23 protein-coding genes are annotated in these 24,829 nt (G+C 55.1%); 12 read left to right on the top strand and 11 right to left on the bottom strand.

The window, feature by feature from the left end; genetic code table 11:
* Positions 1-104 precede the first annotated feature (104 nt).
* Together xapA and AC2FCQ_RS10200 are read left to right on the top strand one after the other, a co-directional pair.
* Positions 105-926 carry a xanthosine phosphorylase gene (xapA, locus tag AC2FCQ_RS10205; protein ID WP_265555962.1) on the top strand — a complete coding sequence of 274 codons (822 nt, stop codon included), beginning with the start codon at positions 105-107 and terminating at the stop codon, positions 924-926.
* Positions 927-1,006: 80 nt separating this feature from the next.
* Complete coding sequence (locus tag AC2FCQ_RS10200) at positions 1,007-2,266, top strand: nucleoside permease (RefSeq protein WP_490307914.1); 1,260 nt, start codon at positions 1,007-1,009, stop codon at positions 2,264-2,266.
* Positions 2,267-2,301: 35 nt separating this feature from the next.
* On the opposite strand, the gene AC2FCQ_RS10195 is transcribed toward AC2FCQ_RS10200, so the two are convergent.
* A complete protein-coding gene (locus tag AC2FCQ_RS10195; RefSeq protein WP_490307915.1) occupies positions 2,302-3,171 on the bottom strand; it encodes a PfkB family carbohydrate kinase in 870 nt (289 codons plus the stop codon).
* 182 nt (positions 3,172-3,353) lie between these two features.
* On the opposite strand from AC2FCQ_RS10195, the gene AC2FCQ_RS10190 reads away from it, so the two are divergent.
* Complete coding sequence (locus AC2FCQ_RS10190) at positions 3,354-5,519, top strand: YgiQ family radical SAM protein (protein WP_490307916.1); 2,166 nt, start codon at positions 3,354-3,356, stop codon at positions 5,517-5,519.
* A 587-nt stretch (positions 5,520-6,106) separates the two neighbouring features.
* Here AC2FCQ_RS10190 and AC2FCQ_RS10185 read toward each other — a convergent pair.
* Positions 6,107-6,712 carry a transglycosylase SLT domain-containing protein gene (locus AC2FCQ_RS10185; protein ID WP_209637358.1) on the bottom strand — a complete coding sequence of 202 codons (606 nt, stop codon included), beginning with the start codon at positions 6,710-6,712 and terminating at the stop codon, positions 6,107-6,109.
* Positions 6,713-6,993: 281 nt separating this feature from the next.
* On the opposite strand from AC2FCQ_RS10185, the gene AC2FCQ_RS10180 reads away from it, so the two are divergent.
* The 4 genes from AC2FCQ_RS10180 to AC2FCQ_RS10165 all read left to right on the top strand — a co-directional run bounded on the left by AC2FCQ_RS10180 (position 6,994) and on the right by AC2FCQ_RS10165 (position 10,437).
* Complete coding sequence (locus tag AC2FCQ_RS10180; protein ID WP_209637361.1) at positions 6,994-7,305, top strand: PTS sugar transporter subunit IIB; 312 nt, start codon at positions 6,994-6,996, stop codon at positions 7,303-7,305.
* 86 nt (positions 7,306-7,391) lie between these two features.
* Positions 7,392-8,711, top strand: coding sequence for a PTS sugar transporter subunit IIC (locus AC2FCQ_RS10175; RefSeq protein ID WP_209637363.1), 1,320 nt, complete (start codon positions 7,392-7,394; stop codon positions 8,709-8,711).
* The gene (locus tag AC2FCQ_RS10170; RefSeq protein WP_020828661.1) at positions 8,708-9,037 is read left to right on the top strand and encodes a PTS lactose/cellobiose transporter subunit IIA; all 330 of its coding nucleotides are present in this window, start codon (positions 8,708-8,710) and stop codon (positions 9,035-9,037) included. The genes AC2FCQ_RS10175 and AC2FCQ_RS10170 overlap by 4 nt, the downstream gene beginning before the upstream one ends.
* The gene (locus tag AC2FCQ_RS10165) at positions 9,034-10,437 is read left to right on the top strand and encodes a GH1 family beta-glucosidase (RefSeq protein ID WP_490307917.1); all 1,404 of its coding nucleotides are present in this window, start codon (positions 9,034-9,036) and stop codon (positions 10,435-10,437) included. The genes AC2FCQ_RS10170 and AC2FCQ_RS10165 overlap by 4 nt, the downstream gene beginning before the upstream one ends.
* Positions 10,438-10,481: 44 nt before the next feature.
* On the opposite strand, the gene dkgA is transcribed toward AC2FCQ_RS10165, so the two are convergent.
* Both dkgA and yqhD read right to left on the bottom strand, forming a co-directional pair.
* Complete coding sequence (dkgA, locus tag AC2FCQ_RS10160) at positions 10,482-11,306, bottom strand: 2,5-didehydrogluconate reductase DkgA (RefSeq protein WP_209637366.1); 825 nt, start codon at positions 11,304-11,306, stop codon at positions 10,482-10,484.
* 414 nt (positions 11,307-11,720) lie between these two features.
* Positions 11,721-12,884: an alcohol dehydrogenase gene (gene yqhD / locus AC2FCQ_RS10155; protein ID WP_490307918.1), complete on the bottom strand. Its 1,164-nt coding sequence runs from the start codon at positions 12,882-12,884 to the stop codon at positions 11,721-11,723.
* A 221-nt stretch (positions 12,885-13,105) separates the two neighbouring features.
* Here yqhD and AC2FCQ_RS10150 point away from each other — a divergent pair, with 221 nt between their 5' ends.
* Positions 13,106-13,993, top strand: coding sequence for an AraC family transcriptional regulator (locus AC2FCQ_RS10150; RefSeq protein WP_404760568.1), 888 nt, complete (start codon positions 13,106-13,108; stop codon positions 13,991-13,993).
* Positions 13,994-14,049: 56 nt separating this feature from the next.
* Here the strand turns inward: AC2FCQ_RS10150 and AC2FCQ_RS10145 are convergent, their stop codons facing one another.
* Both AC2FCQ_RS10145 and metC read right to left on the bottom strand, forming a co-directional pair.
* Positions 14,050-14,712 carry a DedA family protein gene (locus tag AC2FCQ_RS10145; protein ID WP_209637373.1) on the bottom strand — a complete coding sequence of 221 codons (663 nt, stop codon included), beginning with the start codon at positions 14,710-14,712 and terminating at the stop codon, positions 14,050-14,052.
* A gap of 153 nt (positions 14,713-14,865) precedes the next feature.
* Positions 14,866-16,062 (bottom strand): cystathionine beta-lyase, encoded by a 1,197-nt coding sequence (gene metC, locus AC2FCQ_RS10140; protein WP_209637375.1) that lies wholly within the window; start codon positions 16,060-16,062, stop codon positions 14,866-14,868.
* Positions 16,063-16,517: 455 nt separating this feature from the next.
* On the opposite strand from metC, the gene exbB reads away from it, so the two are divergent.
* The 4 genes from exbB to AC2FCQ_RS10120 all read left to right on the top strand — a co-directional run bounded on the left by exbB (position 16,518) and on the right by AC2FCQ_RS10120 (position 18,598).
* On the top strand, positions 16,518-17,492 hold the full coding sequence (gene exbB / locus AC2FCQ_RS10135) for a tol-pal system-associated acyl-CoA thioesterase (protein WP_490307919.1): 975 nt from the start codon (positions 16,518-16,520) through the stop codon (positions 17,490-17,492).
* Positions 17,493-17,495: 3 nt separating this feature from the next.
* Positions 17,496-17,918, top strand: coding sequence for a TonB system transport protein ExbD (gene exbD, locus AC2FCQ_RS10130; protein ID WP_037416623.1), 423 nt, complete (start codon positions 17,496-17,498; stop codon positions 17,916-17,918).
* Between the two features lie 138 nt (positions 17,919-18,056).
* Complete coding sequence (locus AC2FCQ_RS10125; RefSeq protein ID WP_490307920.1) at positions 18,057-18,317, top strand: type II toxin-antitoxin system ParD family antitoxin; 261 nt, start codon at positions 18,057-18,059, stop codon at positions 18,315-18,317.
* Positions 18,317-18,598, top strand: a complete 282-nt coding sequence (locus AC2FCQ_RS10120; protein WP_490307921.1) for a type II toxin-antitoxin system RelE/ParE family toxin — start codon at positions 18,317-18,319, stop codon at positions 18,596-18,598. The genes AC2FCQ_RS10125 and AC2FCQ_RS10120 overlap by 1 nt, the downstream gene beginning before the upstream one ends.
* A gap of 48 nt (positions 18,599-18,646) precedes the next feature.
* Here AC2FCQ_RS10120 and AC2FCQ_RS10115 read toward each other — a convergent pair whose 3' ends face one another.
* The 5 genes from AC2FCQ_RS10115 to AC2FCQ_RS10095 all read right to left on the bottom strand — a co-directional run bounded on the left by AC2FCQ_RS10115 (position 18,647) and on the right by AC2FCQ_RS10095 (position 24,816).
* The gene (locus AC2FCQ_RS10115) at positions 18,647-19,465 is read right to left on the bottom strand and encodes a shikimate 5-dehydrogenase (protein WP_209637383.1); all 819 of its coding nucleotides are present in this window, start codon (positions 19,463-19,465) and stop codon (positions 18,647-18,649) included.
* A gap of 10 nt (positions 19,466-19,475) precedes the next feature.
* On the bottom strand, positions 19,476-20,540 hold the full coding sequence (locus AC2FCQ_RS10110; protein ID WP_209637385.1) for a LacI family DNA-binding transcriptional regulator: 1,065 nt from the start codon (positions 20,538-20,540) through the stop codon (positions 19,476-19,478).
* Positions 20,541-20,561: 21 nt separating this feature from the next.
* Complete coding sequence (locus AC2FCQ_RS10105) at positions 20,562-21,971, bottom strand: glycoside hydrolase family 32 protein (protein WP_490307922.1); 1,410 nt, start codon at positions 21,969-21,971, stop codon at positions 20,562-20,564.
* Positions 21,971-23,341 carry a sucrose-specific PTS transporter subunit IIBC gene (locus AC2FCQ_RS10100; RefSeq protein WP_490307923.1) on the bottom strand — a complete coding sequence of 457 codons (1,371 nt, stop codon included), beginning with the start codon at positions 23,339-23,341 and terminating at the stop codon, positions 21,971-21,973. The genes AC2FCQ_RS10105 and AC2FCQ_RS10100 overlap by 1 nt, the downstream gene beginning before the upstream one ends.
* 65 nt (positions 23,342-23,406) lie before the next feature.
* Complete coding sequence (locus tag AC2FCQ_RS10095; RefSeq protein ID WP_265555970.1) at positions 23,407-24,816, bottom strand: carbohydrate porin; 1,410 nt, start codon at positions 24,814-24,816, stop codon at positions 23,407-23,409.
* Positions 24,817-24,829: the final 13 nt, after the last annotated feature.

Below are 24,829 nucleotides of genomic sequence, written 5' to 3'. Positions count from 1 at the left end.
ATTTATAGGTAAATGGAATAAATAGGCTGCCAATAATGTATTGGTCGCCGTTGGACATCGCTCTCTACTATGGGGTGACTACCCCCCTCACAGAAGAGAATACAATGTTTAATCAAGAAGATGCTTTTTCCTGTGCTGATGTAATCCGCACCCGCTTGCCGGGTTTCCAACCGCGAGCGGCGCTGATACTGGGCTCGGGGCTGGGTGCTTTGGCAGAGGTCATGACCGACACGGTGACCATCGACTACGCTGAGCTGCCGGGGTTCCCGGTAAGCAGTGTAGTGGGCCATGCTGGGCAACTGGTTGCCGGTTGGCTGGAGGGCGTACCAGTCTTGTGCATGAAAGGGCGCGGACACTACTACGAAGGCCGCGGCATGCAGGTGATGACCACTGCCGTGCGCACTTTCAAATTGCTCGGTTGCGAATTCTTGCTGGCGACCAACGCCGCCGGTTCGTTGCGTCAATCGGTACCGCCGGGCAGCCTGGTGGCGCTTACCGATCACATCAACTTCATGCCTGAATCGCCATTGGTCGGTGACAATGATGAGCGTTTCGGCCCGCGCTTCTTTAGCCTGGCGAACGCTTACGATCCCGAACTGCGCAGCCAACTGGCTCAGGTGGCTGAACGCGTGGGTATCCCGCTGGCAGAAGGGGTCTTTGCCGCTTACACCGGGCCTAACTTCGAAACCCCAGCGGAAATCCGCATGATGCAAACGCTGGGGTGTGATGTGGTGGGTATGTCTATCGTGCCGGAAGTGCTTTCTGCACGCCATTGCGGGCTGAAGGTGTTGGTGGTGTCCGCGATGACCAACTACGCCGAAGGGTTGTCCGACACGCCGTTGTCTCATGAGCAAACCCTGAGCTGCGCTGCACTGGCGGCAGAGGATTTTATGCGCCTGATCCGTGAGTTCTTCAAAACGCTGTAATGCTCTAGTCCCTTCGCGGCAGGGCACAGGGGCCTTGCCGTGCAAATCATCGTTTTAATCAAAATAATAAGGTGATGGTGATGGCTATAAAAACGCGACTGAAGGCGATGGTTTTTCTGCAGTTCTTTATTTGGGGAGCCTGGCTGGTCACGCTGGGATCTTACATGATTAACACCCTGCATTTCAGTGGGCTGCAGGTGGGCATGGTTTACAGCGCGAAGGGGATCGCAGCGCTGATTATGCCAGGATTGGCGGGCATCCTGGCCGATCGTTGGATCAAAGCCAACTACCTGTATGCATTGTGCCATTTGCTCGGTGCAGGAGCACTTTACTGCGCGGCGCAGGTTGATCAGCCCATGGTGATGTTCTGGGTCATGCTGTTCAATGCCATGGTGTATATGCCCACGATTTCGCTTTCCAATGCCATCTCCTATTTCTGCCTGGAGAAACAGGGTTACGACACGGTGAAAGATTTTCCGCCGGTACGGGTCTATGGCACCGTCGGTTTTATTGTCGCGATGTGGTTGGTCGGTTTTAGCAAGATTGAACTCAGCAATATGCAACTGTATTTGGCCTCTGGGGTATCGCTACTGTTGGCTTTCTATTCGCTGACGTTACCGAACTGTCCGACCAGCAGGGTGGAAACATCAAAAAGTGTGCTCAGCGTGTTGGGGCTGGACGCTCTGGTGCTATTCCGTCAGAGACGCATGGCGTTATTTTTCCTGTTTGCCATGCTGCTGGGCGCTGCGCTGCAGGTGACTAACACCTTCGGTAATCCCTTCTTGCACGATTTTGCGAGCAATCCGCTGTATCAAGACAGCATAAGCGTCAGATACCCGGCGGTGCTGTTGTCGTTGTCACAAATCTCCGAGGTGTTCTTCATCCTCACAATCCCGTTCTTCCTGCGCCGATACGGCATTAAACAGGTGATGCTGATCAGTATGGCGGCCTGGACGCTGCGCTTCTTGTTTTTGGCGTATGGCACCCCAGCCGGTTTCGGTTTTGTCTTACTGCTGCTGTCGATGATCGTGTACGGCTGTGCCTTTGATTTCTTTAATATTTCGGGGGCTATTTTTGTTGAGAAAGAGGCGGACCATCGTATCCGCGCCAGTGCTCAGGGGCTGTTTATGACCATGGTTAACGGGATCGGGGCCTATGTGGGGGCGATTGCCAGCGGCGAAGTCGTGGATTACTTCACTAGCAACGGCATAAAAGATTGGCAGAGTATCTGGTTGATCTTCGCGTTGTATACGTTGGTCTTGGGCATCGTTTTTGCGCTGACCTTTAATTATCAGCATCGGCCCGAGGAGCATGCGGGGCCGGTACAACGGGCACATTAAAAATGAAACGGGCGCCTGGATGCGCCCATTTTGATTCAAACGTGAGGAAAGCATTGTTGCCTGCTCTGCACCTCGGCAGGGCCCTGATTTGCTCCCCATTCAGCAGCGACACGGTTGGCCAGATCGACGGCCTGTGGCACGGGCCAACCGGCCGACAGCCCAGCCAACAGACCGACGCAACGAGCGTCGCTTGGGCTGGCGTCTTCAACCGAACCGCCGGCAATTTGCAGCGGTGGGGCGTCGCCATCACAAAGCCAGATACCATCGCGGTCCAATTGGCAAATCAGCGTCAGGTTATGAGCGCTGGCGAACCCTCGGGCAGCGGCAAGTACATCACCTGTACCGCACAATGTGGTCGTTTCGCTACGGTTCAACATCAGCAGGCTGTGGCTGTCGCTGAGCATGGCGAAGAAATCTTCATCGAGTTGGCCGACATAGGAACCCGGAACGATAAGACGGCGCTGGTCGAAGGGGAGGCGCGTCAGCCAATCGCGCAATGCTTCACCGTTGTCCCCAACCAATTGCTCACCGCTGATGTAGATCAGGGTGTCTTCAGTCAACGGGAGGGTGGACAGCTGGGCTTTATTCCACTGGGTTTCGCAGCCGGGCTCGATAACAAGAACCGACTCTCCGTTGGACGACGCCTGTATCAGGCACTGGCCATTGTCCATTTGGCCGTGGCGCAGCAGCACCGGCAGGCCCATCTGCTCCATTTCTGCTTCAATCGCGGCCCCCCAGTCACCGTTGCCGACTGGCATGCCGTTGATCACCGGCACCTGCAAATGCATCAGTGCTCGCGCAATGTTAAACGCACTGCCGCCAATCTTCCGTTCCTGCGTGAGCGTCACTTCACCGATCGCACTGCCCAGAACCAGGACCGGCTTTACTGCTAAAAACTCATTCATTCATGTCCTCCGCTGCCGACCGGTGGGCCGAACAGAATGCGCTATGATGACGGCGCAGGCGTGCAGAGTCGAGAGGCAAGCCCGTTGTGATGTGACTAATGTGTGAAATAACCATGCTCTTTTTGCTACTAGTGCGTATAATCGCCGCCCGGCGATTAATTAACCTGTAAAAGAGCACGAGAATGAGCACCACCAGCCTAATCCAACCCGATCGTGAATTATTTTCCTATAAGCCTTATTGGGCCGAATGTTATGGCACTGCGCCATTTTTACCCATGTCGCGCGAAGAGATGGATCAACTGGGCTGGGATAGCTGTGACGTGATCATTATCAGCGGTGATGCTTATGTCGATCACCCAAGCTTTGGTATGGCAATCATCGGCCGCATGCTGGAAGCGCAGGGCTTCCGCGTTGGCATCATTGCCCAGCCGGACTGGAGCAATAAAGAAGACTTTATGCGCCTGGGTAAACCGAACCTGTTCTTCGGCATCACTGCCGGTAACATGGATTCGATGATCAACCGTTATACCGCCGACCGTAAACTGCGCCACGATGATGCCTATACCGCCGGCAACGTGGGCGGTAAACGCCCGGATCGTGCGACGCTGGTTTACAGCCAACGCTGCAAAGAAGCTTATAAAGACGTGCCGATCGTGCTGGGCGGCATCGAAGCCAGCCTGCGTCGCATCGCTCACTACGATTACTGGTCGGATACCGTGCGTCGTTCGGTGCTGGTGGACTCTAAAGCTGACATGCTGATTTACGGTAACGGCGAGCGCCCGTTAGTGGAAGTGGCACACCGTCTGGCTGCGGGCGAGAAAATCAGCGAGATCCACGATATCCGCAATACGGCGGTGATGCGCAAAGGTGCGTTGCCGGGTTGGACCGGTGTGGACTCTACCCGTCTGGACAAGCCGGGCCGCATTGAGCCAATTCCAAATCCTTACGGTGACGATCTGCCGTGCGCAGACGGTGGCAAGCCGGAGCCGGAAGCCAAGCCGGTGACCGTACGCGCAGCCAAACCCAAGCCGTGGGAAAAAACCTATGTGTTGCTGCCGTCCTTTGAAAAAGTGAAGGCCGACAAGGTGCTGTATGCGCACACTTCGCGTATTCTGCATCACGAAACCAACCCGGGCTGTGCGCGTGCACTGATGCAGTCACATGGCGATCGCTACGTGTGGATTAACCCACCGGCGATCCCGTTGACTACGCCGGAAATGGACAGCGTATTTGCCCTGCCGTACCAGCGTATTCCGCATCCGTCCTATGGCAAGGAAACCATTCCAGCCTATGACATGATCCGCTTCTCGGTAAATATCATGCGTGGCTGCTACGGCGGTTGTTCATTCTGTTCGATCACCGAACATGAAGGGCGCATCATCCAGAGCCGTTCAGAAGACTCCATTATTCGCGAAATCGAAGAAATTCGTGACAAAGTGCCGGGCTTTACTGGCGTAATCTCCGATTTGGGTGGTCCGACGGCAAACATGTACATGCTGCGCTGCACCAATCCGCGCGCTGAGCAGACCTGCCGCCGCGCCTCGTGCGTGTATCCGGAAATCTGCACCTACATGGACACCAACCACGAACCGACTATCAAACTGTACCGCCGTGCTCGCTCACTGGAGGGCATCAAGAAGATCTTGATTGCCTCTGGCGTACGTTATGACCTGGCTGTGGAAGATCCGCGTTATATCAAAGAGCTGGCGACCCACCACGTGGGGGGGTACCTGAAGATTGCCCCGGAACATACCGAGGAAGGCCCATTGTCTAAAATGATGAAGCCGGGCATGGGAAGCTACGATCGGTTTAAACAGCTGTTTGACCATTATTCTAAGCTGGCAGGCAAAGAACAGTACCTGATCCCGTATTTCATCTCCTCACATCCGGGCACCCGTGATGAGGACATGGTGAATTTGGCGCTGTGGCTGAAGAAAAACCGTTTCCGCCTTGATCAGGTGCAGAATTTCTATCCGTCACCGATGGCTAACTCCACCACCATGTATTACAGCGGCAAAAACCCGTTGAGCCGCGTGGGTTATAAGAGTGAAGACGTCGTGATACCTAAGGGCGATCGTCAGCGTCGCTTGCACAAAGCGTTGTTGCGTTATCACGATCCAGCCAACTGGGCGATGATCCGCACCGCGCTGGAAGATATGGGCATGAAGCACTTGATCGGCAGCCGTCGCGAGTGCCTGGTGCCGGCACCGACCATCGACGAACAGCGTGAAGCGAAGCGCCTGCAACGCCATACTCGTCCGGCGCTGACCAAGCATACTGATATCACCCGTCAGCGTACGCCGACCAATAAGCCACCGCGTAAGCCTATCCGTAATGGTAAGCCGTAACGGGTAGATATTGGCTTCAGTCCCTGGATTTAATGCCGATCAGTTAAAGCTGGTCGGCATTTTTTTATTCGGTTTCTGTAGGTTCAGTGCAGGTAGGATTGCCGTAAATACCCTCTATTTCTCTGTAGCCACAATGAACGGCAATTGGAGGGGCCGAAGGCGTGGCCCCTTTACCCCACCCACATTGGTAGCCACTGAGCATCCTGTGCCTCAGTTTGACGTTGCGCGATGAAATACAGTGGAAATGATGAGATGAGCACGCGGTTGGGCGCCCTGAAGACGTCGAACGCAAGAACAACGCATAGGCGAAACCGCCATGGACGGCGGTTTCAGGCGAGACAGGCAGGGACGCCTGTCATCACCGGCCGTGATGCGGCGTGATGAAGTGAGAGCCGTTGACGTAGCCAACCGTCTGAGTGGGCAAGAGCGCGGGTTGCAAGGGGCCGCGCTTACGGCCCCTTGCTCGGTCGAGGCGCAAGAGCCTCATGGTGCTTTGCGCGTTTATCGACCGAAAAGAACGCTGAACTTGCTAAAAACACCTTAACCGATCGGCATTCACCCCAAGATTTTCTCTTTACGTCTGAAAATCACAATTGATCGTAGGCGGCTTCCACTTTCATCAAATGGCGCGGTGCCTGCGGGGCTGGATGATACTTACGCACATGCCAGTTAAAGGCTTCTGGCGACAGATTATTAATCATCGAAATGGCTTGCTGACGGTTACTGGAGAACGTCCGTAACAGTGCGCCCGTGCCGTTGACGTAGGCGATAATGGTGGCATAACGCAGGGTGACGGGATTGTTGATGCCTTTAAGCTGCTGTTTTTGCAAGACGGCCAGATAGGCTGCACCAAGATCGATGTTGGTATCAGGATCCAGCAAATCGTCATCGTCCGGGCAACCGCGTTTACCTTTGTAGCGATAGGCATCGCACCCCGCGGTATCTGCTTTCAACTGCATTAAACCGATAGCATTGGATCGGCTGATTGCGGCTGGGTTAAAGCTGGATTCTACTTTGATCATTGCCGTGATCAGCTTCTTATCGACGTTGTATTTATCCGCAGCATCTTCGATCGCATCATCAAAAGCATGAGCATCGTAGCTGGTACGTGGCTTTTTGCTGGAACAACCGGCCAGGATCAGCATGACGCAAAGTATGCTCAGGCGTGACCACTGTGATAGGGAAGATTTCATTGTGCTCCGTGCGTTATCTATTTTTAACGGTATTGGGCCGGCGGACGGGGCCGGGTGCCGCCATCATAACGTCAGCTGCCGGAAAGATCTTTAGTAAAAAACAGGGGGATCGGGCGCTTTCGACAGGATGAATGAGGTATCGGCAGCAATTTTGGATCTCCTTCACAGAACCTGTTCAAACACTGTAACCGGTTACTGAAACCGGTTGCTGTTTTTTCATTTTTGAAACCATACTCATTCCTCAACTGAATCATTTGCACCTATTGACCCCAGGAGAACGGATGAAAAAAATATTCTTATGCTGCGCAGCCGGGATGTCGACCAGCATGGTGGTGAATAAAATGAAAAAGTCTGCCGAACAGCAGGGTATTGAGGTTGATATTATCGCCGTCGGTATAGATGAATTTGAAGCAACATTGGAAAATTACCAGTGCTGCCTGCTTGGTCCGCAGATTAAATATAAATTGGCCGACTTTAAAAAGATCGCCGACAGGGAAAATAAACCCATTGCGGTTATAAACAGCATGGATTACGGCATGATGCGTGGCGATAAAATCCTTGCCGAAGCGTTGGCGATGATTGAACCACGCTAATCCTACCGGGGCCGCCTGCCGCAGCGCGCTGCCGTAGGCTTTCTCGCCCTGTGACCATTGACTCAGAACGTCCCGAGGGTTGAACCATGAGTATCAGCCAGGCCGCATTCAATTTTATTGAAAACCGCATCAGCCCGATTGCCGGTAGATTATCGACTCAACGACATATTATGGCGATCCGCGACGGCTTTATTTCCGCCATGCCGTTTATGATCGTCGGCTCATTTTTACTGGTTTTCGCGTATCCGCCTTTTTCCGCTGACAGCAGTTGGGGAATAGCCCAATGGTGGTTGGGTACGGCAGAAAAACATCAGGTTGCCATTCTTACCCCGTTTAATATGACGATGGGGATCATGTCCATCTATATAACGGCTGCGATTGCTTACAATTTAGCGCAAAGTTATAAACTCGATCCCTTTATGGCGGCGATGCTGGCCCTGATGTCGTTTTTATTGGTCGCCGCGCCGCAAACCGAGAAGATGTTACCGACGGCGGCCTTGGGCGGGGTGGGGATCTTCACCGCCATTCTGGTGGCGATCTATACCACTGAGTTGATCCGTTTTCTCAAGGTGCGAAACATCGGTATCTCACTGCCGGAACAGGTGCCAGCCAAGATCAAGCAATCGTTCGATCTGCTGATTCCGATCCTGGCGGTGGTGATCACGTTGTATCCACTTAGTTTGCTGGTGCAGCACCAATTCAACCTGTTGTTGCCGCAGGCGATCATGGCGTTGTTCCAGCCACTGATTTCCGCCGCCGACTCATTGCCGGCGATCCTGCTGGCTGTGCTGATCGGCCACTTGCTGTGGTTTGCCGGCATACATGGTGCGGTGATCGTCTCTGGCATGTTGCAGGCTTTCTGGCTCACCAACCTGGGTATCAACCAGGACGCGTTGGCCGCCAGCCAGCCGATGCCACACATTTTTATGGAAGCCTTCTGGACCTTCTTTATCGTTATCGGCGGATCTGGCGCCACCTTCGGACTGGTGCTGCTTTATCTGCGCAGCCGGTCGGCGCATCTGCGTTCGATCGGCAAGCTGAGTCTGGTGCCCAGTTGCTTCAACATCAATGAACCGGTGATCTTCGGCACACCGATCGTCATGAATCCCACCTTCTTTATCCCATTTATCACCGCGCCGATCGTCAATTCGATCATCGCCTATGCGGCGGTGAAACTGGATCTGATCGGCAGAGTGATCTCGGTAGTACCCTGGACGGCACCCGCCCCGATTGGTGCGGCCTGGGCCACCGGTTGGGATTTCCGCGCGGCGCTGTTGGTGCTGCTGTTGGCTGCGGTATCAGCACTGATTTATTACCCGTTCTTCAAGGTCTATGAGCAACAGCTGTTGGACCAGGAAGTGAGCGAAGCGGATCAGATAGAACAGACGCAAGGAGTCACAGAATGATGGATATGGAAACGGCAGTCATGGAGTTGATCATCAACGCCGGTGAGGCGCGCAGCTGCGCCATGCAGGCGCTGTACGCTGCGCGTAAATACCAGTGGGATCAGGTAGACATTTTGCTGGCGGAATCGCAGTTGGCAGCCAAGCGTGCCCATGCCACTCAAACTGAATTGATTGGATTTGACGAGGGGGAAGGCAAGTTACCGGTCAACCTGATTATGGTGCATGCACAGGATCACATCATGAACGCCATGCTAGCGCGCGATCTGGTGGAGGAGCTGGTGAGAATTTACCGATTACTGGAACAGAACGGGGTGAAAAACCAATGAGCGTATTTCCGAAGGATTTTCTCTGGGGGGCCGCGACGGCATCATACCAAGTTGAGGGCGGTTTTGATGCTGACGGTAAAGGCCTGTCCAACTGGGATCTCTTCTCCCATCTGCCCGGCACCACTTATCAGGGCACCAACGGCGATGTCGCGGTCGATCACTACCATCGCTTCCGCGAAGATGTGGCGCTAATGGCCGAATTGGGTATGCAGACCTACCGATTTTCGATCTCCTGGCCACGGCTGTTGCCGCAGGGCCGGGGAGAAGTGAACGAAGCAGGGATCCAATTCTACAGCGACTTGATCGACGAATTGCTTAAGCACAATATCAAGCCGATGATCACCCTGTACCACTGGGATCTGCCGCAAGCGCTACAAGAATCTTTTGGCGGTTGGGAATCGCGAGAGATCGTCGATGCTTTCGATGAATATGCGCGTCTGTGCTATGCACGTTTTGGCGATCGGGTTGAGCTTTGGTCCACTTTTAATGAAACCATCGTGTTTATCGGTATGGGCTATATCACCGGGGCGCATCCGCCCAAGTTAACCGATCCTAAGAAGGGTATTCAGGCCTGCCACCATGTGTTTTTGGCGAATGCCCGTGCGGTGAAAAGCTTCCGGGAAATGCAGATCAAGGGGCAGATCGGCTTCGTCAACGTGTTGCAACCGAACGATCCGATCAGCGATTCACCGGAGGATCGACGCGCTTGCGAGGTCGCTGAAGGGATCTTCACGCATTGGTTGTACGATCCGGTGCTAAAAGGGGAATACCCGGCAGAGCTCTTGGCGATGGCGCAGCAGGCCTTTGGCGTACCCTATTTTGCACCTGGCGATGAGGTACTGCTGAAGGAGAACATCGTAGATTTTATCGGCCTGAATTATTACAAGCGTGAAATGGTGGCGCATAACGACGACGTGGACGGCTATGCCATCAACACCAGTGGCCAAAAGGGCAGCGGGCGTGAATTGGGTTTCAAAGGGCTGTTCAAACTGGTACGCAATCCGAACGGTGTTTACACCGATTGGGACTGGGAAGTGTACCCACAGGGGCTAACCGATGCTATTGGGCGTATCGTCAAACGCTATGGCAACATACCCATTTACATTACTGAGAACGGATTGGGCGCCAAAGATCCGATCGTCGAGGGAGAAGTGTGTGATCAACCACGGATTGACTACCTGCGCGATCATATTCAGGCGATCGGTGCGGCGATCGAACAGGGGGCTGATGTACGCGGCTACTACCCTTGGTCGTTTATCGATTTGCTCTCATGGCTCAACGGCTATCAGAAACAGTACGGCTTTGTGTATGTCGATCACGACAACAATCTGGCCCGCAAGAAAAAGCAGAGCTTTGGCTGGTATCAGCGGGTGATTGCCACCAACGGTGAGCAGCTGTAGCGGGGAATAAAGTGGCCCTCTCAGGCGGAGAGGGCCGAGTCAGATTACAGTGAGTCTGGATCCGGCCCGAGACGGTTGCCGATATCCAGCTTGGCGATTTCGCTCAGTTCGTCTTTATCCAGTTTGAAATCAAAGACCTCGAAGTTTTCACGAATGCGGGAAGGCGTGACCGATTTCGGGATCACGATCAGACCGCTGTCCAGATGCCAACGCACCACGATTTGCGCCGGTGTTTTCTCGTATTTTTCTGCCAGGTATTTAATGACGGGTTGATCGAATACCCCTTCACCACCCTGTGCCAGAGGGCTCCAGGATTCGGTAGCGATGTGATGCGTCGCATTCCAGGCACGCAATTGGCGTTGTTGCAGCAGTGGGTGAAGTTCGATCTGGTTAATCACCGGGGCGACATTGGTTTCATCCAGCAGGCGCTGGAGATGCGGGGTATGGAAATTACATACCCCGATACTTTTAACCAGCCCTTGTTCGCGCAGTTTGATCAGCCCGCGCCAGGCGTCCACGTATTGGTCTTGCTGGGGTTTCGGCCAGTGGATCAAATACAAGTCGACATAGTCCAACTTGAGCTTTTCCAGGCTGGTTTCCAGTGCGCCCTGTGGGTCGCCCTGATCGTCATTCCACAGTTTGGTGGTGACAAACAGTTCATCGCGGGGAATCGAGGAGGTTTGCAGCGCAGCGCCGACCCCTTCCTCGTTCTTGTAGATCGCAGCGGTATCGATCGAGCGATAGCCCACCTCCAGCGCTTTAAGCACCGCATTGGTGGTTTCTGAAATACTCGCCTGCCAAACGCCGAGACCCAACTGCGGCATCAGATTACCATCGTGGAGTTTGATGATGGGTTGTTGCGTTGTCATGCGTATCTCCTTGTCAACGGATTGCCCGGTGCTGCATGCACCAGGAACAGCGATACCCGTCATACTTCAAGCTGCAGCTGTGTTGGCTGCAAACGGTTACGTGGCCCATCCGTGGGCCACGCCCCTAAAGGGGCCGCTGCAAGCAGCGTTCAAATCTGCTCCCGGCAGATTTGTATCCCAAATCACTTATTTGAGTAAGCTCATCGGGATGCACGCTCTTGCCGCCTTCCTGCAACTCGAATTATTTAGGCTATATCAGTAGATTCTAGCTGGCAAACAGGGGTAGTGCTGAGTTCGCTAAGCAAATTTCAACGATATCGGAATCGTGCTTGGCACTGCGCCCGGCGAGCGTGATCGGTCGGGCGCAGGAGGGTCGTTGAAACTAAAGCCTAGCAGTAAATCGCGAGTTTGCGATTAACGCGCCGCTTCATAAATGCGTTGGCTCACTTCCAGGGTAATGTCCTGGTGTTCGCCGAGCGCGGTCATACCGTGCTGGTGCAGCTTATCGAGCAGCGCTGGGATTGAGCTGCCGTCGAGTTGGTAATCTGACATGCGGGTCGGCACGCCCATTTTTTCGAAGAAGGCGCGAGTGGCGGCAATAGCGCCGTCAATGCGGTTGTCTTCGCTACCGTCACGCAGACCCCAAACGCGATCGGCATACTGCAGCAGTTTTTTGCGTTTTTGTGCTTTTTTCTCGATCAACAACGCAGGCAGGACAATCGCCAGCGTTTGGGCATGATCCAGGCCGTGCATGGCGGTCAGTTCATGACCCAGCATATGGGTTGCCCAATCCTGCGGCACACCCGCGCCGATCAAACCGTTCAGCGCCATAGTGGCGCTCCACATCACGTTGGCGCGCACCGCATAGTTTTCCGGCTCAGCCAGCGCACGTGGGCCATCTTCCAGCAAGGTCAGCAGCAGGCCTTCGGCAAAGCGATCTTGCACCTTGGCGTCAACCGGATAGGTCAGGTACTGCTCGATGGTGTGAACAAAGGCGTCGACCACACCGTTGGCGATTTGGCGCGGTGGCAGTGAATAGGTCACGACCGGATCCAGCACGGCGAACAAAGGCTGTACGTGTGGCGAGAAGAAATGCTGCTTATCACCACTGCTTTTACGGGTGATCACTGCGCCGCTGTTGGATTCAGAACCGGTGGCCGGCAATGTCAGTACGCAACCCATAGGCACTGCGTCTTTGATCTCGCTGCCGACGGTTTTCAGGATATGCCAGGCATCGTTATCTGCGGTGTAGCGGGCTGCAGCAGCGATAAACTTGGTGCCGTCCACGACGGAGCCGCCGCCAACAGCCAGCAGGAAGTCGATGTTTTCTGCACGCACGACCTCGACCGCTTTCATCAGCGTTTCGTAGGTTGGGTTAGGCTCAATGCCGGAAAATTCCAGGACATTGCGGCCCGCCAGCGCGGCATAGACCTGATCCAAGACACCGTTTTTCTTCACGCTGCCACCACCGTAGGTGATCAAAATGCGGGCGTCGGCAGGGATTTGTTGCGCCAGACCCGCGATTTGGTCTTGGCCGAACAGAATTTTGGTTGGGGTATGAAGAATAAAGTTTTGCATGGTTATTTCTCTTCTGCATAAGACAAGCGCCGGTGGCGCAAAATATCTGAGGGGTATTGTCAGTAACTTGGCCCCGCAGCACAATGCACATTCCTGCCCGAGTCTTGCCTATTTCTACAAAGCGTTGTAGAAAAATAGAGTTTTAAACTATTATTTATGCCGGATTATTCTTAGTGTAAGAGGGTGTTTCTGTGAGTGACATTGATGAGCTGCGCAGCCGCATGGCGCGCCAGGCAGCCTGTTTTGCCGAGAGTAACGGTTATACGCCCTCGCCGGTGCCACTGGTGAAAATCCTCTACGTCGACCGCCATTGCCCACGTCAACCGGTGATGTACGAACCCGGGGTAGTGATCATTTTCCAGGGTCACAAGGTGGGTTACTGCGGTAACCGGGTATTCCAATACGACCCGCGTAATTATCTGCTGATGACGGTGCCCTTGCCCTTCGAATGTGAAACCTTTGCCAGCCCAGAATTGCCACTGGTGGGGTTATCCGTGAATATCGATAGCCAGATGCTGCAGGATTTGCTGATCGACATCGGCGACGATGACTACCTGATGAAACCGCGCCGAGAAAGCAGTGGGGTGAACCTGGCTGAATTATCGGAAGAGCTATTGTGCGCCACCGAACGCTTGTTGGATGTGATGGCCAAACCGCTCGACGCGCGGGTGCTGGGGCCACAGATTGTACGTGAAATCCTGTATTACATATTGCGTGGTGCCTGTGGAGCGTCGCTGCAGGAGCTGGTTAATCGCCATACCCACTTTAGCCAAATCGCCAAGGCGCTGCGGCGCATTGAGAACCAATACGCGGACAGCCTCAACGTCGAACAGCTGGCGGGTGAGGTGAACATGAGCATTTCGGCGTTCCACCATAACTTCAAAGCGGTGACGAATACCTCGCCGTTGCAGTATGTGAAATCCTATCGGTTGCACAAAGCCCGTTTACTGATGGTGCATGATGGTTTAAAGGCCAGCACCGCGGCGATCCGCGTTGGCTATGAGAGCGCTTCGCAGTTTAGTCGCGAATTTAAACGCTTCTTCGGCGTGACGCCGAGCGACGAAGTGGCCCGGCTGCGCGACAACCCTCCGCTGATGATGGAAGGGTAGATTGCAGGTTAATGCGGATTGAACTGTACGGGCGGCGACTGCCGCCCGTTAACGCATCAGGAAGAGGCTGCGCGTTTTTTGCGCCAGATAACCAACATGGCACCCAGCAGGCCAGCCAGCAACAGAACCAGCGGCAGGATCATCAGCCCTGTCATCACCTGGCTTTCGTAGCGTTTCACTAACGGGATCTGGCTGAAGGCGTAGCCGAGGCCAACTACGGCACCCACCCAAATTACGGCGCTCAACCAGTTAAAGAACTGAAAACGCGTGCTGTTCAGGCCAGAGATGCCGGCCATGGTGGGCAGCAAGGTACGGACAAAGCCCAGAAAACGGCCAATCACCAGTGCCATCAGGCCATGACGGTTAAACAGGTTGTGCGCCCGCTGGTGATATTGGGCGGGCAGCTGCAGCAACCAGCCTTTTACCAGTTTAGTGTGGCCCAGCCAACGGCCTTGCAGGTAGCTCAGCCAACAACCAAGGCTGGCGGCAAGGGTCAAAATGATCAGCGTAGGCACAAAGGCCATTACGCCTTTGGCGATCAATGCGCCAGATAGCAGCAATAAGCTGTCACCGGGTAAGAAGGAAGCTGGCAGTAATCCGTTTTCTAAGAAAAGCGTGGTGAAAAGTACAGCATAAACCACCCAAATGACGCTTGGATCGGCAAGGGCTATGAAGTCCTGCTGCCAAAGCGCATGAACAATCTCTCGTAATACATCCATTATATATCCTGTTGCATGCCGGTTGCGCCTGGAGCCACGTACCCCAGGATGCGGTGTTGACCGTATCTGACAGTTACCCGCCTAGTGTACCGCTAATAGCTTAAGCACACATTAAACGAGGCGAATAAAATTACCGCTGTAACAGGCGATGTATCAGTGCGCGTTGGTAATACGCTCGAACCCGGCAGCGAGATCGGCGATCAGATCCTGCACGTTTTCCAGGCCAATATGCAGGCGCACCAGCGTGCCGGAGAAATCGACGCCGCCCGCCGGACGGATGGCTTCCAGTTCTTCCGGTTGGTTAGCCAGGATCAGTGATTCATAGCCTCCCCAGGAATACGCCATGCTGAAGTGGTTGAAGTTATCCAGGTAATCGGCCAACTGCACGTCACTGAGACGCTGCTTCAGTACAAAAGAGAACAGGCCGTTGCAGCCGCTGAAGTCACGACGGTAAAACTCATGGCCTTTGCAACTGGGCAGCGCGGGGTGATTGACCACGGCGACCTCAGGCCTGTCGGCCAACCAGTTAGCGACCTCAATGCTGCTCTGTTGGTGTTGTTTGAGACGCACACCCAGCGTGCGCAGCCCGCGGCTGGCCATATAAGCGGTATCGGCATCCACCATTTGGCCCATCAAATAAGAGTATTCACGCAATTGATCCCAACAGCGTGGGTTTGCTACGGCAGTGCCCAGCATGTAATCGGAATGACCAATAATGTATTTGGTGCCCGCCTGAATCGAAATATCGATGTCGAAATCCAGTGCTTTGAACAAGACACCGGCTGCCCAGGTGTTATCGATCATGATCACCACGTCCGGCGCCACAGCACGAATAGCCTGCACCATCGCCGGGATATCCTGAACCTCCATGGTGATCGAACCCGGCGATTCAAGGAACACCACGCGCGTATTGGGCTGAATCAGCCCGGCGATATCGGCACCTATTAATGGATCGAAATAGGTCGTCGTTACGTTCATACGGCTCAGGATATGGGTGCAAAAATCCTGCGTTGGTTCATAGACAGAACCTGTCATCAACAGGTGATCCCCAGCGCTGACGAAGGACAAGATGGCGTTGGAAACCGCCGCCGCACCGCAAGGGTAAAGCACACAACCCGCTCCGCCTTCCAGTTCGACCATCGCATCTTGCAACGCGAAATGGGTCAGGGTGCCGCGCCGGCCATAAAACAGCTCGCCATGAGCGCGCTTGGCGGTGGCGTGCTTTTTGGCTGCGACGGAATCAAAGACCAGTGAAGAAGCGCGCTGGGTGACGGGATTGACGGAGCCCTGTGTATAGCGCTTGCTGCGCCCGGCGCCGATCAGGGTGGTTTCGATGTTCTTTGACGTCATGGGAGCGGGCTCACCTTATTGGGTCTTCACGGGCCATTTACGAGAGTCCTTACGTTAGCATGACATTTAATAGCCATCCAGACGTTTTAACCGCCAAATGCAGAAACGGATGCAATCCTCTGCCCGATGCTGTTCCTGCACGTCATCCTTCTGCAGGGCCGCAATGACCAAGCGGATTTATCGGTAAATTCGTGATGTGACGACAAAATGCGATAAAACGATGACGTTGTTGCAGCCCTGTGCCGTAAAAGTGACGAAAAACCTTATAAAAGGTGCTTATAGGGCCGAACAGGTCGCGAATGGGTTAGCGGGAGAGCGTTGCGGACGCCGTGGCGATAATTTTCCCGATTATTTGGTAAATAATAATGAGAACTACTATCAATCCCTGAGTGGTTTGATATGATCGCACGCTGAATTATTCCTCAATTTTGATTGGTAACGGGTGGAGGCACAGCGTGAAAACGGCTGGCAAGAATTTAAATCAAGGATCGTTCGGTCAGGGCCGGGCGCAATGGGGCCAGGCATTCGGCCGCGGTCTGATCGCTTCAATGGTATTAGTGGTGGGTCTGGCCGGTAGCGCTCAGGCAGCACCGGCGGCTAATCCAGCCGTTACCGAAAGCGTTACTCCGGCTGCGGCGCCTGCTGTTGCAGCCACGCCGGAAAATGTCACGCCGGTGAACCCACAACCGACCATCCAACCGCCAGAAACCCGCGGTATGGACCTGTCCGTTTGGGGCATGTACCAACATGCGGACATCGTGGTAAAAATCGTGATGATCGGTTTGGTGCTGGCATCTATTGTCACCTGGACCATCTTGTTCTCTAAAGGCAGCGAACTGTTCCGCGCCAAGCGCCGTCTGCGCCGTGAACAGTTGGCGTTAGCCAACGTCCGCTCGCTGGACGAAGCCTCTGAGCTGGCGCAAAGCTTCTCGGACGAGAGCATCAGTTCCGTATTGCTGAACGATGCACAGAACGAGCTGGAGCTGTCGGCGGCATCCAACGACAACAACGGCATCAAGGAACGTACCGGTTTCCGTCTGGAGCGCCGCGTAGCGGGCTACAGCCGTAATATGGGCCGTGGCAATGGCTTCCTGGCGACCATCGGTGCCATTTCGCCGTTTGTCGGTCTGTTCGGTACCGTTTGGGGCATCATGAACAGCTTTATCGGCATTGCCCACTCGCAGACCACCAACCTGGCAGTCGTTGCACCCGGCATCGCAGAAGCGCTGCTGGCCACCGCTCTGGGCTTGGTCGCCGCGATCCCGGCGGTGGTGATTTATAACATCTTTGCCCGCGTGATCAGCGGCCACCGTGCACAGGTTGGCGACGTAGCGGCGCAGGTTCTGCTGTTGCTGGGTCGCGGTTTGGATCTGGCCGCCACGGCGGAAGCCAAACGTTCACAGCATTCACACCAACTGCGGGTGGGGTGAGTTATGGCGATGCGCTTAAATGAAGATTTGGACGACAGCGGCGAACTGCATGAAATCAACGTGACGCCGTTTATCGACGTTATGCTGGTGCTGTTGATCATCTTTATGGTGGCCGCGCCGCTGGCAACGGTAGATATCCGTGTCGATCTTCCGGCGTCCTCCGCCAAACCGCAGCCGCGCCCGGAAAAACCGGTGTTTCTGTCGGTGAAAGCGGACAAACAGCTCTATGTTGGCGAGCAAGCTGTCAGTGCAGATCAACTGACGTCGGTGCTGGATCAACGGACGCAGGCGAACAAAGAGACCACTATCTTCTTCCAGGCGGATAAGAGCGTGGACTATGAAACGCTGATGAGCGTGATGGATACGCTGCGTAAAGCCGGTTACCTGAAAGTGGGGCTGGTGGGGATGGAAGGCGCCGCCAAATAACGGGCTGACATCACCAATGGCTGGAAGGGCGCTCAGGCGCCCTTTTTTATTGTCTGAATTTTGTACAGAAGCATGACGCGCCTTCAACACATGAAAATACTAATAGATAGTAATTAACACTACTTTCCGGGGGCGGCCATGCCAACAAGCATTGCTTTAAGCCCTCATTTTGAAAGGTTCGTTCATGAGCAAATTGACAGCGGGCGTTATGGCAACGTCAGTGAAGTGATTCGAGCAGGTCTACACCTGCTCGAAGAGCATGAGCGGGCGATGAAAATTGAACAGCTGCGAGTCGCTATTGCGCAGGGAATCGAAAGTGGTGAGGGAGTCCCGGCGAAGGAAGCATTTGCGCGTTTACGGACTAAATACCAACGGATGGTGGATAACGGAAGTGGCTAATGGGGCTAACAATATCGTCGGCGGCGATATGTGGCATTGAAAATATTGGCGACTCTATTGCGCAGGAAAATCCGGTGCGTGCGCTGAGTTTGTATAGCAAATGCCAGCGTATCGGCGAGTCGCCGGACACCTATCAAAAGCGCCCTGAGCTTGGCCGGAACGTCAGGATTAGCGCCTATGGAAAATACCTTATCGTTTTTTCTGCGATGCAACATAATGTCAGGATCCAGCGAGTATTCCACGGTGCGAGGAATATTTTGCGTTTGCTGGCTTGTCGTTAGAACGTTAAGCGCTGGCTCATCTGCTCAGCCCCTAACGTTCAACACCCTTTAGCCGCGAGCGTGCGCCGCAGCGCGGGCGATTTGCTCATCGGTTGGGCGTACGCCGGTATAAAGCACAAACTGCTCGAGCGCCTGCAATGCAATCACTTCTGCCCCGGTAATCACGCGTTTACCGTGTTCACGCCCGTAACGAACCAACGGCGTTTCCGCGGGTAGCGCCACGACGTCGAAGACGATTTTCGCCGCATCGACAGTCGCTGGCGCGAAGGCCAGTTGCTCCGCTTCTACACCGCCGGCCATGCCGATTGGCGTTACGTTGATCACCATATCCACCTGTAACTCACCCACTTCTGCCAGCCACTGGTAGCCGTATGCGCTAGCCAGAGCCTGTCCAGCCTCCGGGTTGCGGGCGATGATATGGCCGTTTTTGAAACCGGCGTCACGCAGTGCTGCGGTGACCGCTTTCGCCATGCCGCCGCTGCCGCGCAGGGCAAAGGATGTTTCTGCCGGGATCTGATGTTGCGCCAACAGTTTGGCAATGGCGATATAGTCGGTGTTGTAAGCCCGCAGAAAACCGTTGTCATTGACAATAGTATTGACCGACTCAATCGCCGTGGCGGAAGCATCCAACGCGTCCAGGAAGGGAATACAGCTCTCTTTGAATGGCATCGATACCGCGCAGCCGCGAATACCCAATGCGCGAACGCCGCCCACCGCAGCCTGAATATCTTGGGTGGTAAACGCCTTGTAGATGAAGTTCAGATCCAGTTCCTGATACAGGTAATTGTGGAAACGAGTACCGAAGTTGCCTGGGCGGCCTGCCAGCGACATGCACAGCTGGGTATCTTTGTTAATCTCACGGCTCATGTTGAGCTCCTTAACCGGGAAAAGGAAAAACCGGGTGCTGGTCGAGCAGTGCTTTAGAACCGGCATGCCGCCAGTGGATACTACCCGGCAGGTATAGCGCATTCTGTTCTAATGGCCGCTCGTCAATCAGTGCGCTGACCATGTCGAAACTGTGTTGTGCCAGCGCGCGGCAGTCCTGCGCCACGGTGTCGATTTTCAGCGTTAGGCCGTCGAACAGATAGTGATCGTCGAAGCTGCACAGGTGCAAATCGCTTTCCATCAACTGGTGCTGGTTCAGGTAACGTAATACCCCTTCCAGTAGGCCGCAGGCGGCGGTAAACAACGCTTTTGGCGGCCGGCCCAGCTGTGCGCACAGTTGAGCGAACATCTCGTAGCCGGAGCTGGGGTGATAATTGCCGTTGATGATCCATTCTGGTTTACAGACGACTCCGGCACGTTCAAGGCCGAGCTGAAAACCGGCCAGCCGGTCACGTGTTGGTGAGATGCGCGGTTGTCCGCCCAGGAAATAAAACTCGTCCGGGTGTTGGCGCGCCACGTTTTCAACCAGGGTGGCGGTCGATGTCAGCGAGTCAGTGATCACCAGCGGCAGGTCGGAGCCAGTAATCAGACGGTCCATCTGCACCACCGGCAGGCCAGCATTGATTTTTTGATACTCGGTATCGGTGAGCTGGCTGGAGGCGACAATCAGACCGTCGACCTGGCGCTGTACCAGGCTGTTCACCGCCATCATTTCTTGTGCCGGATTCTCATCGGTGCAGGCGATCAGCAACTGCAAACCGGCCTCGCGACACAGGGTTTCCAGTTCGCGTGAGATTACCGCAAAACCGTAGTTAGTCATTTCCGGCACCACCAGCCCCAACGTATGGCTACGCGTAGAACGCAGTGAACGGGCGTGGAAGCTGGGTTGGTAGTGGTGCTCGGCCGCGAGTGCCAAGATACGATCGCGGGTGTCATCAGACACCCGGTATTCCTTGCTGCGGCCGTTAAGCACCAGACTGGCGGTCGATTTAGACACGCCGGCCAGTGCGGCAACATCACTGATGGTTATGCGTTTATTTTTTTTCACTGACGGCATCTGAGTTCATCGAAGGATGCGTCATTCTAGCATGCATGGCGCCAGCGACCAGTGTTCGAGCGCCAGGTGCGCATCACCACCGAGTTGCAACAGCGGTTGCGGGCCGGGGAAGTAGCGTGCACTCATGACCGCTTCGCCGTGGTTGATAAAGATCTCCACGCTGGAGTGGTCAAACAGTATCTGCAAGTGGGCCAGATCACCGCGCCAGTAGCGGTGTTCCGGCTGCCCGTCGCGCAGGTTGTTACGCGTCAGCCGCAGCAAGGCACCGTCCCAGTCCAGCACAATGGCATCGCCGACGTTAGCGCTGAACCTCCCTTGCGGTGTCAGCAGCAGCTCCGCGCTATCGACAGGCAAGCATGGCGCACTGTCGGCGGCACCTTGCCATTGTTGGCTTGTGCCTCGCAGCTGTTGCAGTTCGCGTGCCGGTTGTTGGTACAGTTTGCCGTTCTGCAATGACAGTTCGCGCGGGCAAGTCATGGTGTGGATCCAGCCATACTGCCGCGTCGGATGATAATCCTCGTCCTGTTCTGGCACGCCCATCCAACCCACCAGCAGTCTTCGGCCGTCTTCGGCCAGGGTGGTCTGCGGTGCGTAGAATTCGAATCCGGCATCCAACTCGTGGAAGTCCTGATGGTCAAAAGTGGCCCGTTGATAATCCAGCTTACCCGTGAAATAGCCAGCCTGATAAACGTTGAGGTAACGTTCGGCCTGCGCTTCAAGCCCTTGCGGGCAGCAGATCAGCACCTCGATACCGTCCAGCGTGAACAGGTCAGGGCATTCCCACATATAGCCGAAGTCACCGATGCCGTTAAGCTGCGAACCGGCGATTTCCCCCCGCAATTGCCAACTGCGTAGATCGTCGGAACGCAGCAGCAGGACTTTGCCACGATCTTGCAGATCGCGTGCGCCGAGCACCATGTACCACGCGTCCTGATGGCGCCAAACTTTTGGATCGCGGACGTGGCCGCTATAACCTGCTGGCAGTGGCAACACTGGGCCAAGTTTGTCGTAGCCGCCTTGCGTATTCTCTTGCGCCAGGCACTGATAAGCGGTGCGAGAACCCTCGGCGTATTTCACGTTGCCGGTATAGACCAGCGTGATCTTGCCGTCCGCCACGACCGCAGAACCGGAATAACAGCCGTGGCTGTCGTAACAGGCACCCGGCACCAGGGCTACCGGCTGATGCTGCCAATTGACCAGGTCCGTCGATTGCCAGTGGCCCCAGCATTTGTTGCGGTGATCGCAGCCCAGCGGATTCCACTGATAAAACAGATGGTACACGCCGTTATGCTGAATGAACCCATTGGGATCGTTAAGCAGGCCGACGCTAGGCGCCAAATGCCACGCCGGGCGGTGCGGATCGCGCAGCGCCTTTGGCATGCCGCTCATCAAGGCTTGAACAGCCTGTTTCATTAAGTCGTGTTCTTCCATTATTCACTGTCCGTTTTGTATTTCAGCAGTAATGAGAGAATAAAGGCGCTACCGAAGGCGATCACCAGGCCAATGATATAGCTCACCAGTGAACTGGCCTGCACGATCGCCATCCCCGGGATTGCGGTCAGCCCGACCGCGTTCATACCGACGTGATTGGCCACTACCCAGGCACCGCCGAGCGCACCGCCCGCCAGCGCCGCCAGGAAGGGCTTCACAAAACGCAGGTTGATGCCGAACAGTGCGGCTTCGGTGATACCGAGCATGGCGGAAAAGGCTGAAGGCACCGCAATCGCTTTAATCTTGGGGTCGCGGGTTTTGAAATAGACCGCCAGACAGGCACCGCCTTGGGCAATATTGGCCATCGACCAGATCGGCAGCAGGAAGTTAACGCCGATATTCGGGTTGCCGAGCAGCCCGGCTTCGACGGCGTGGAAGCTGTGGTGAATACCTGTGATCACGATGGCGGAATACAGGCCGCCGAACAGCAAGCCGGCAAACCAGCCGGCATGGGTGATCAGCGTGCTGAGGACAAAGGAGATGCCGTCACCCAGTGCACGGCCGGCAGGGCCGATAAACAGCATGGCGACGAAGCCGGAAATGACCACCGTCAGGAACGGCGTCAGGATCAGATCCAGCGCGTTGGGGATCACTTTACGCAGCTGCTTTTCCAGCATGCTCATAAACCACACTGTCAGCAGCACCGGGAACACCGTGCCCTGATAGCCGATCATGGCGATCTCCAACCCGAAGAAATCCATGGTGTGGAAACCGCCGGCGACGCCCCAGGCGTTGGTCAGCGCAGGGTGGGTAAGAATGCCACCGAGTGTGGCTCCCAGATAGGGGTTACCGCCAAATTCACGTGCTGCGGTAAAGCCGATCAGGATCGGCAAAATAATAAACGCCGCAGAGCTGAACATGTCCAGCATTACGAACACAGCGCTGTTGGCATCGGCCCAGCCGTAGGTTTTCACCATGCCAAGCAGGCCCATCAGCAGGCCCGAGGCGACGATCGCCGGGATGATCGGAACAAAGATGTTCGACAGCAGGCGAGCGATACGTTGCAGCGGGTTAAGTTTCTTTGCCGCGATGTCGGCGGCTTCAGACTTGCTGGACTCGCTGACGCCGGCCGCCTTGATAAATTCCGCGTGTACCTTGTTGACCAAACCGGTGCCGAAAATCACCTGGATCTGTCCGGCGTTGCTAAAGCAGCCCTTCACGCCGTCCAGTTTGCCGATCGCCACTTTGTCTACCTTGCTGTCATCCACCAACACCAGGCGTAGACGCGTGGCGCAGTGGGCGGCGCTGGCAATGTTTTCTTTGCCGCCGAGTAGCGGCAACAGCGCGTTGGCGGTTGCGGTAATGTCCATGTTCACTCCCTTAATCAATAAAAATGCCGCCGCGGTTTTTCGCGGCGGAAATCAGTTCAGCAGCGTCAGAAGAAGTACTTAAATCTGGCGCGCACGCCATAGCGCTGATCGTTGTTGGCGTTGGCGATCTTGTTCTCGGCATTGGCTTCCAGCATTGAAACGTAAGCGCCGAGGTACAAATTGAAGTTCTTCATATTCATGATGTTTGGTATTTGGTACGAAGTATGAATGGTGTGTATGTCATATTTGCCCGGCTCGCTCAGCGGGTTGCTGATGTCGGCCGCCATACCGGCAGTATTGAACTCTTTGATGTTATTGTGGGCGTAGATATAACCCACTTCAAAGCGGCGCCACAGCACGTTTATTCCGGCGGTGAAGTCCTGCTCGCCAGAGGCGTCGAGATAGGCGGTGCTCAGGTTGGCGACCACGCCGTTGTCTGGATGGGTGGCGGTGTTGTTCCAACTGAGGGTCATGCCGTAGCCGTTACGTTTGGACTGATCGACGAATTGTCCCTGGTTGTCATGATAACCGTAGGCATTGTTGACCACGTTGCTTTCCATCGCGACGGCCGCGCTGAGCTGGTCTTTTTTCCAGGCAATTACCGGCCGCAGGTAGGTGACGTTTTTCTTCTTATCCAGGCTGTTGCCGTGGTAGGCGTCGTCCTGGAACAACGAGGTGCCGTCTTCCACCAGCGTATTGAGTTCAAAGTAGAAGTCACCGGCGTACTTGCTTAGCATCAGGTTGCCGCCGCTGCTGCTGCGGCCACGGCCTTCTTTCATCATGTAGATATAACCGAAGCCGTCTGCGTACAGATCGTTGGCGGTATTACCGGAATACTGGATGAAGGTGTCCTGATTGAGCGGGAACATGTCGTAGGCTTCAAAACGGCCAATCTTGGTCTGCCAGTTCTTTTCGTTGCCGAAGAAGAAGGCCGCATCGTCGAGGTTCATCTTGCCGGTCATGTCCGCCAGCGGCTGCACGCTAAAGCCGGAGAAATTGCCGTCCGGGTTGCGGCGGTAACCGTCAACGCCGACCAGAATACGGCCGTTGATATCCCAACGTTCCTTGTTGCCGGGCTTCCAGTCTTTATTGTCGCTGCCTTTCAGCGACGTAAGCTGGCCGCTGCGGCTGGCTCCGTCCAGGTTGAACTCGACGTCCCCGTACAGCTTCAGATCGGTTAAACCGGTGAGTTGCAGGTTGCTGGCTGGTGCGGCGTGGGTTTCCAACGTCGTGGTGCGCTGTGCCACCTGCACGGTTTGCCGCTCGGTGTTGGCGGTGCGTTGCTCCAATTGCTGGGCCTTGCGTTCCGCTGCCGTAGCACGCGTTTCTGCCTGACTGGCCCGCTGTTCGGCCTGTTGCAGCCGTTGTTCCAGTGCATTCAAACGCGCTTCGATACTGTCGTTGGCGCCTGCTGCTGCCGCAGAGGTAGAGATAAGGAGCCCTGTTGTTACTGCCAGATAGCTTAGTTTCTTCATGATTTTCTATCAT

The organism is Serratia sp. CoH_134_PS_4 (genome assembly GCF_058190535.1).
This window is presented reverse-complemented; position numbering and strand designations above follow the sequence as displayed.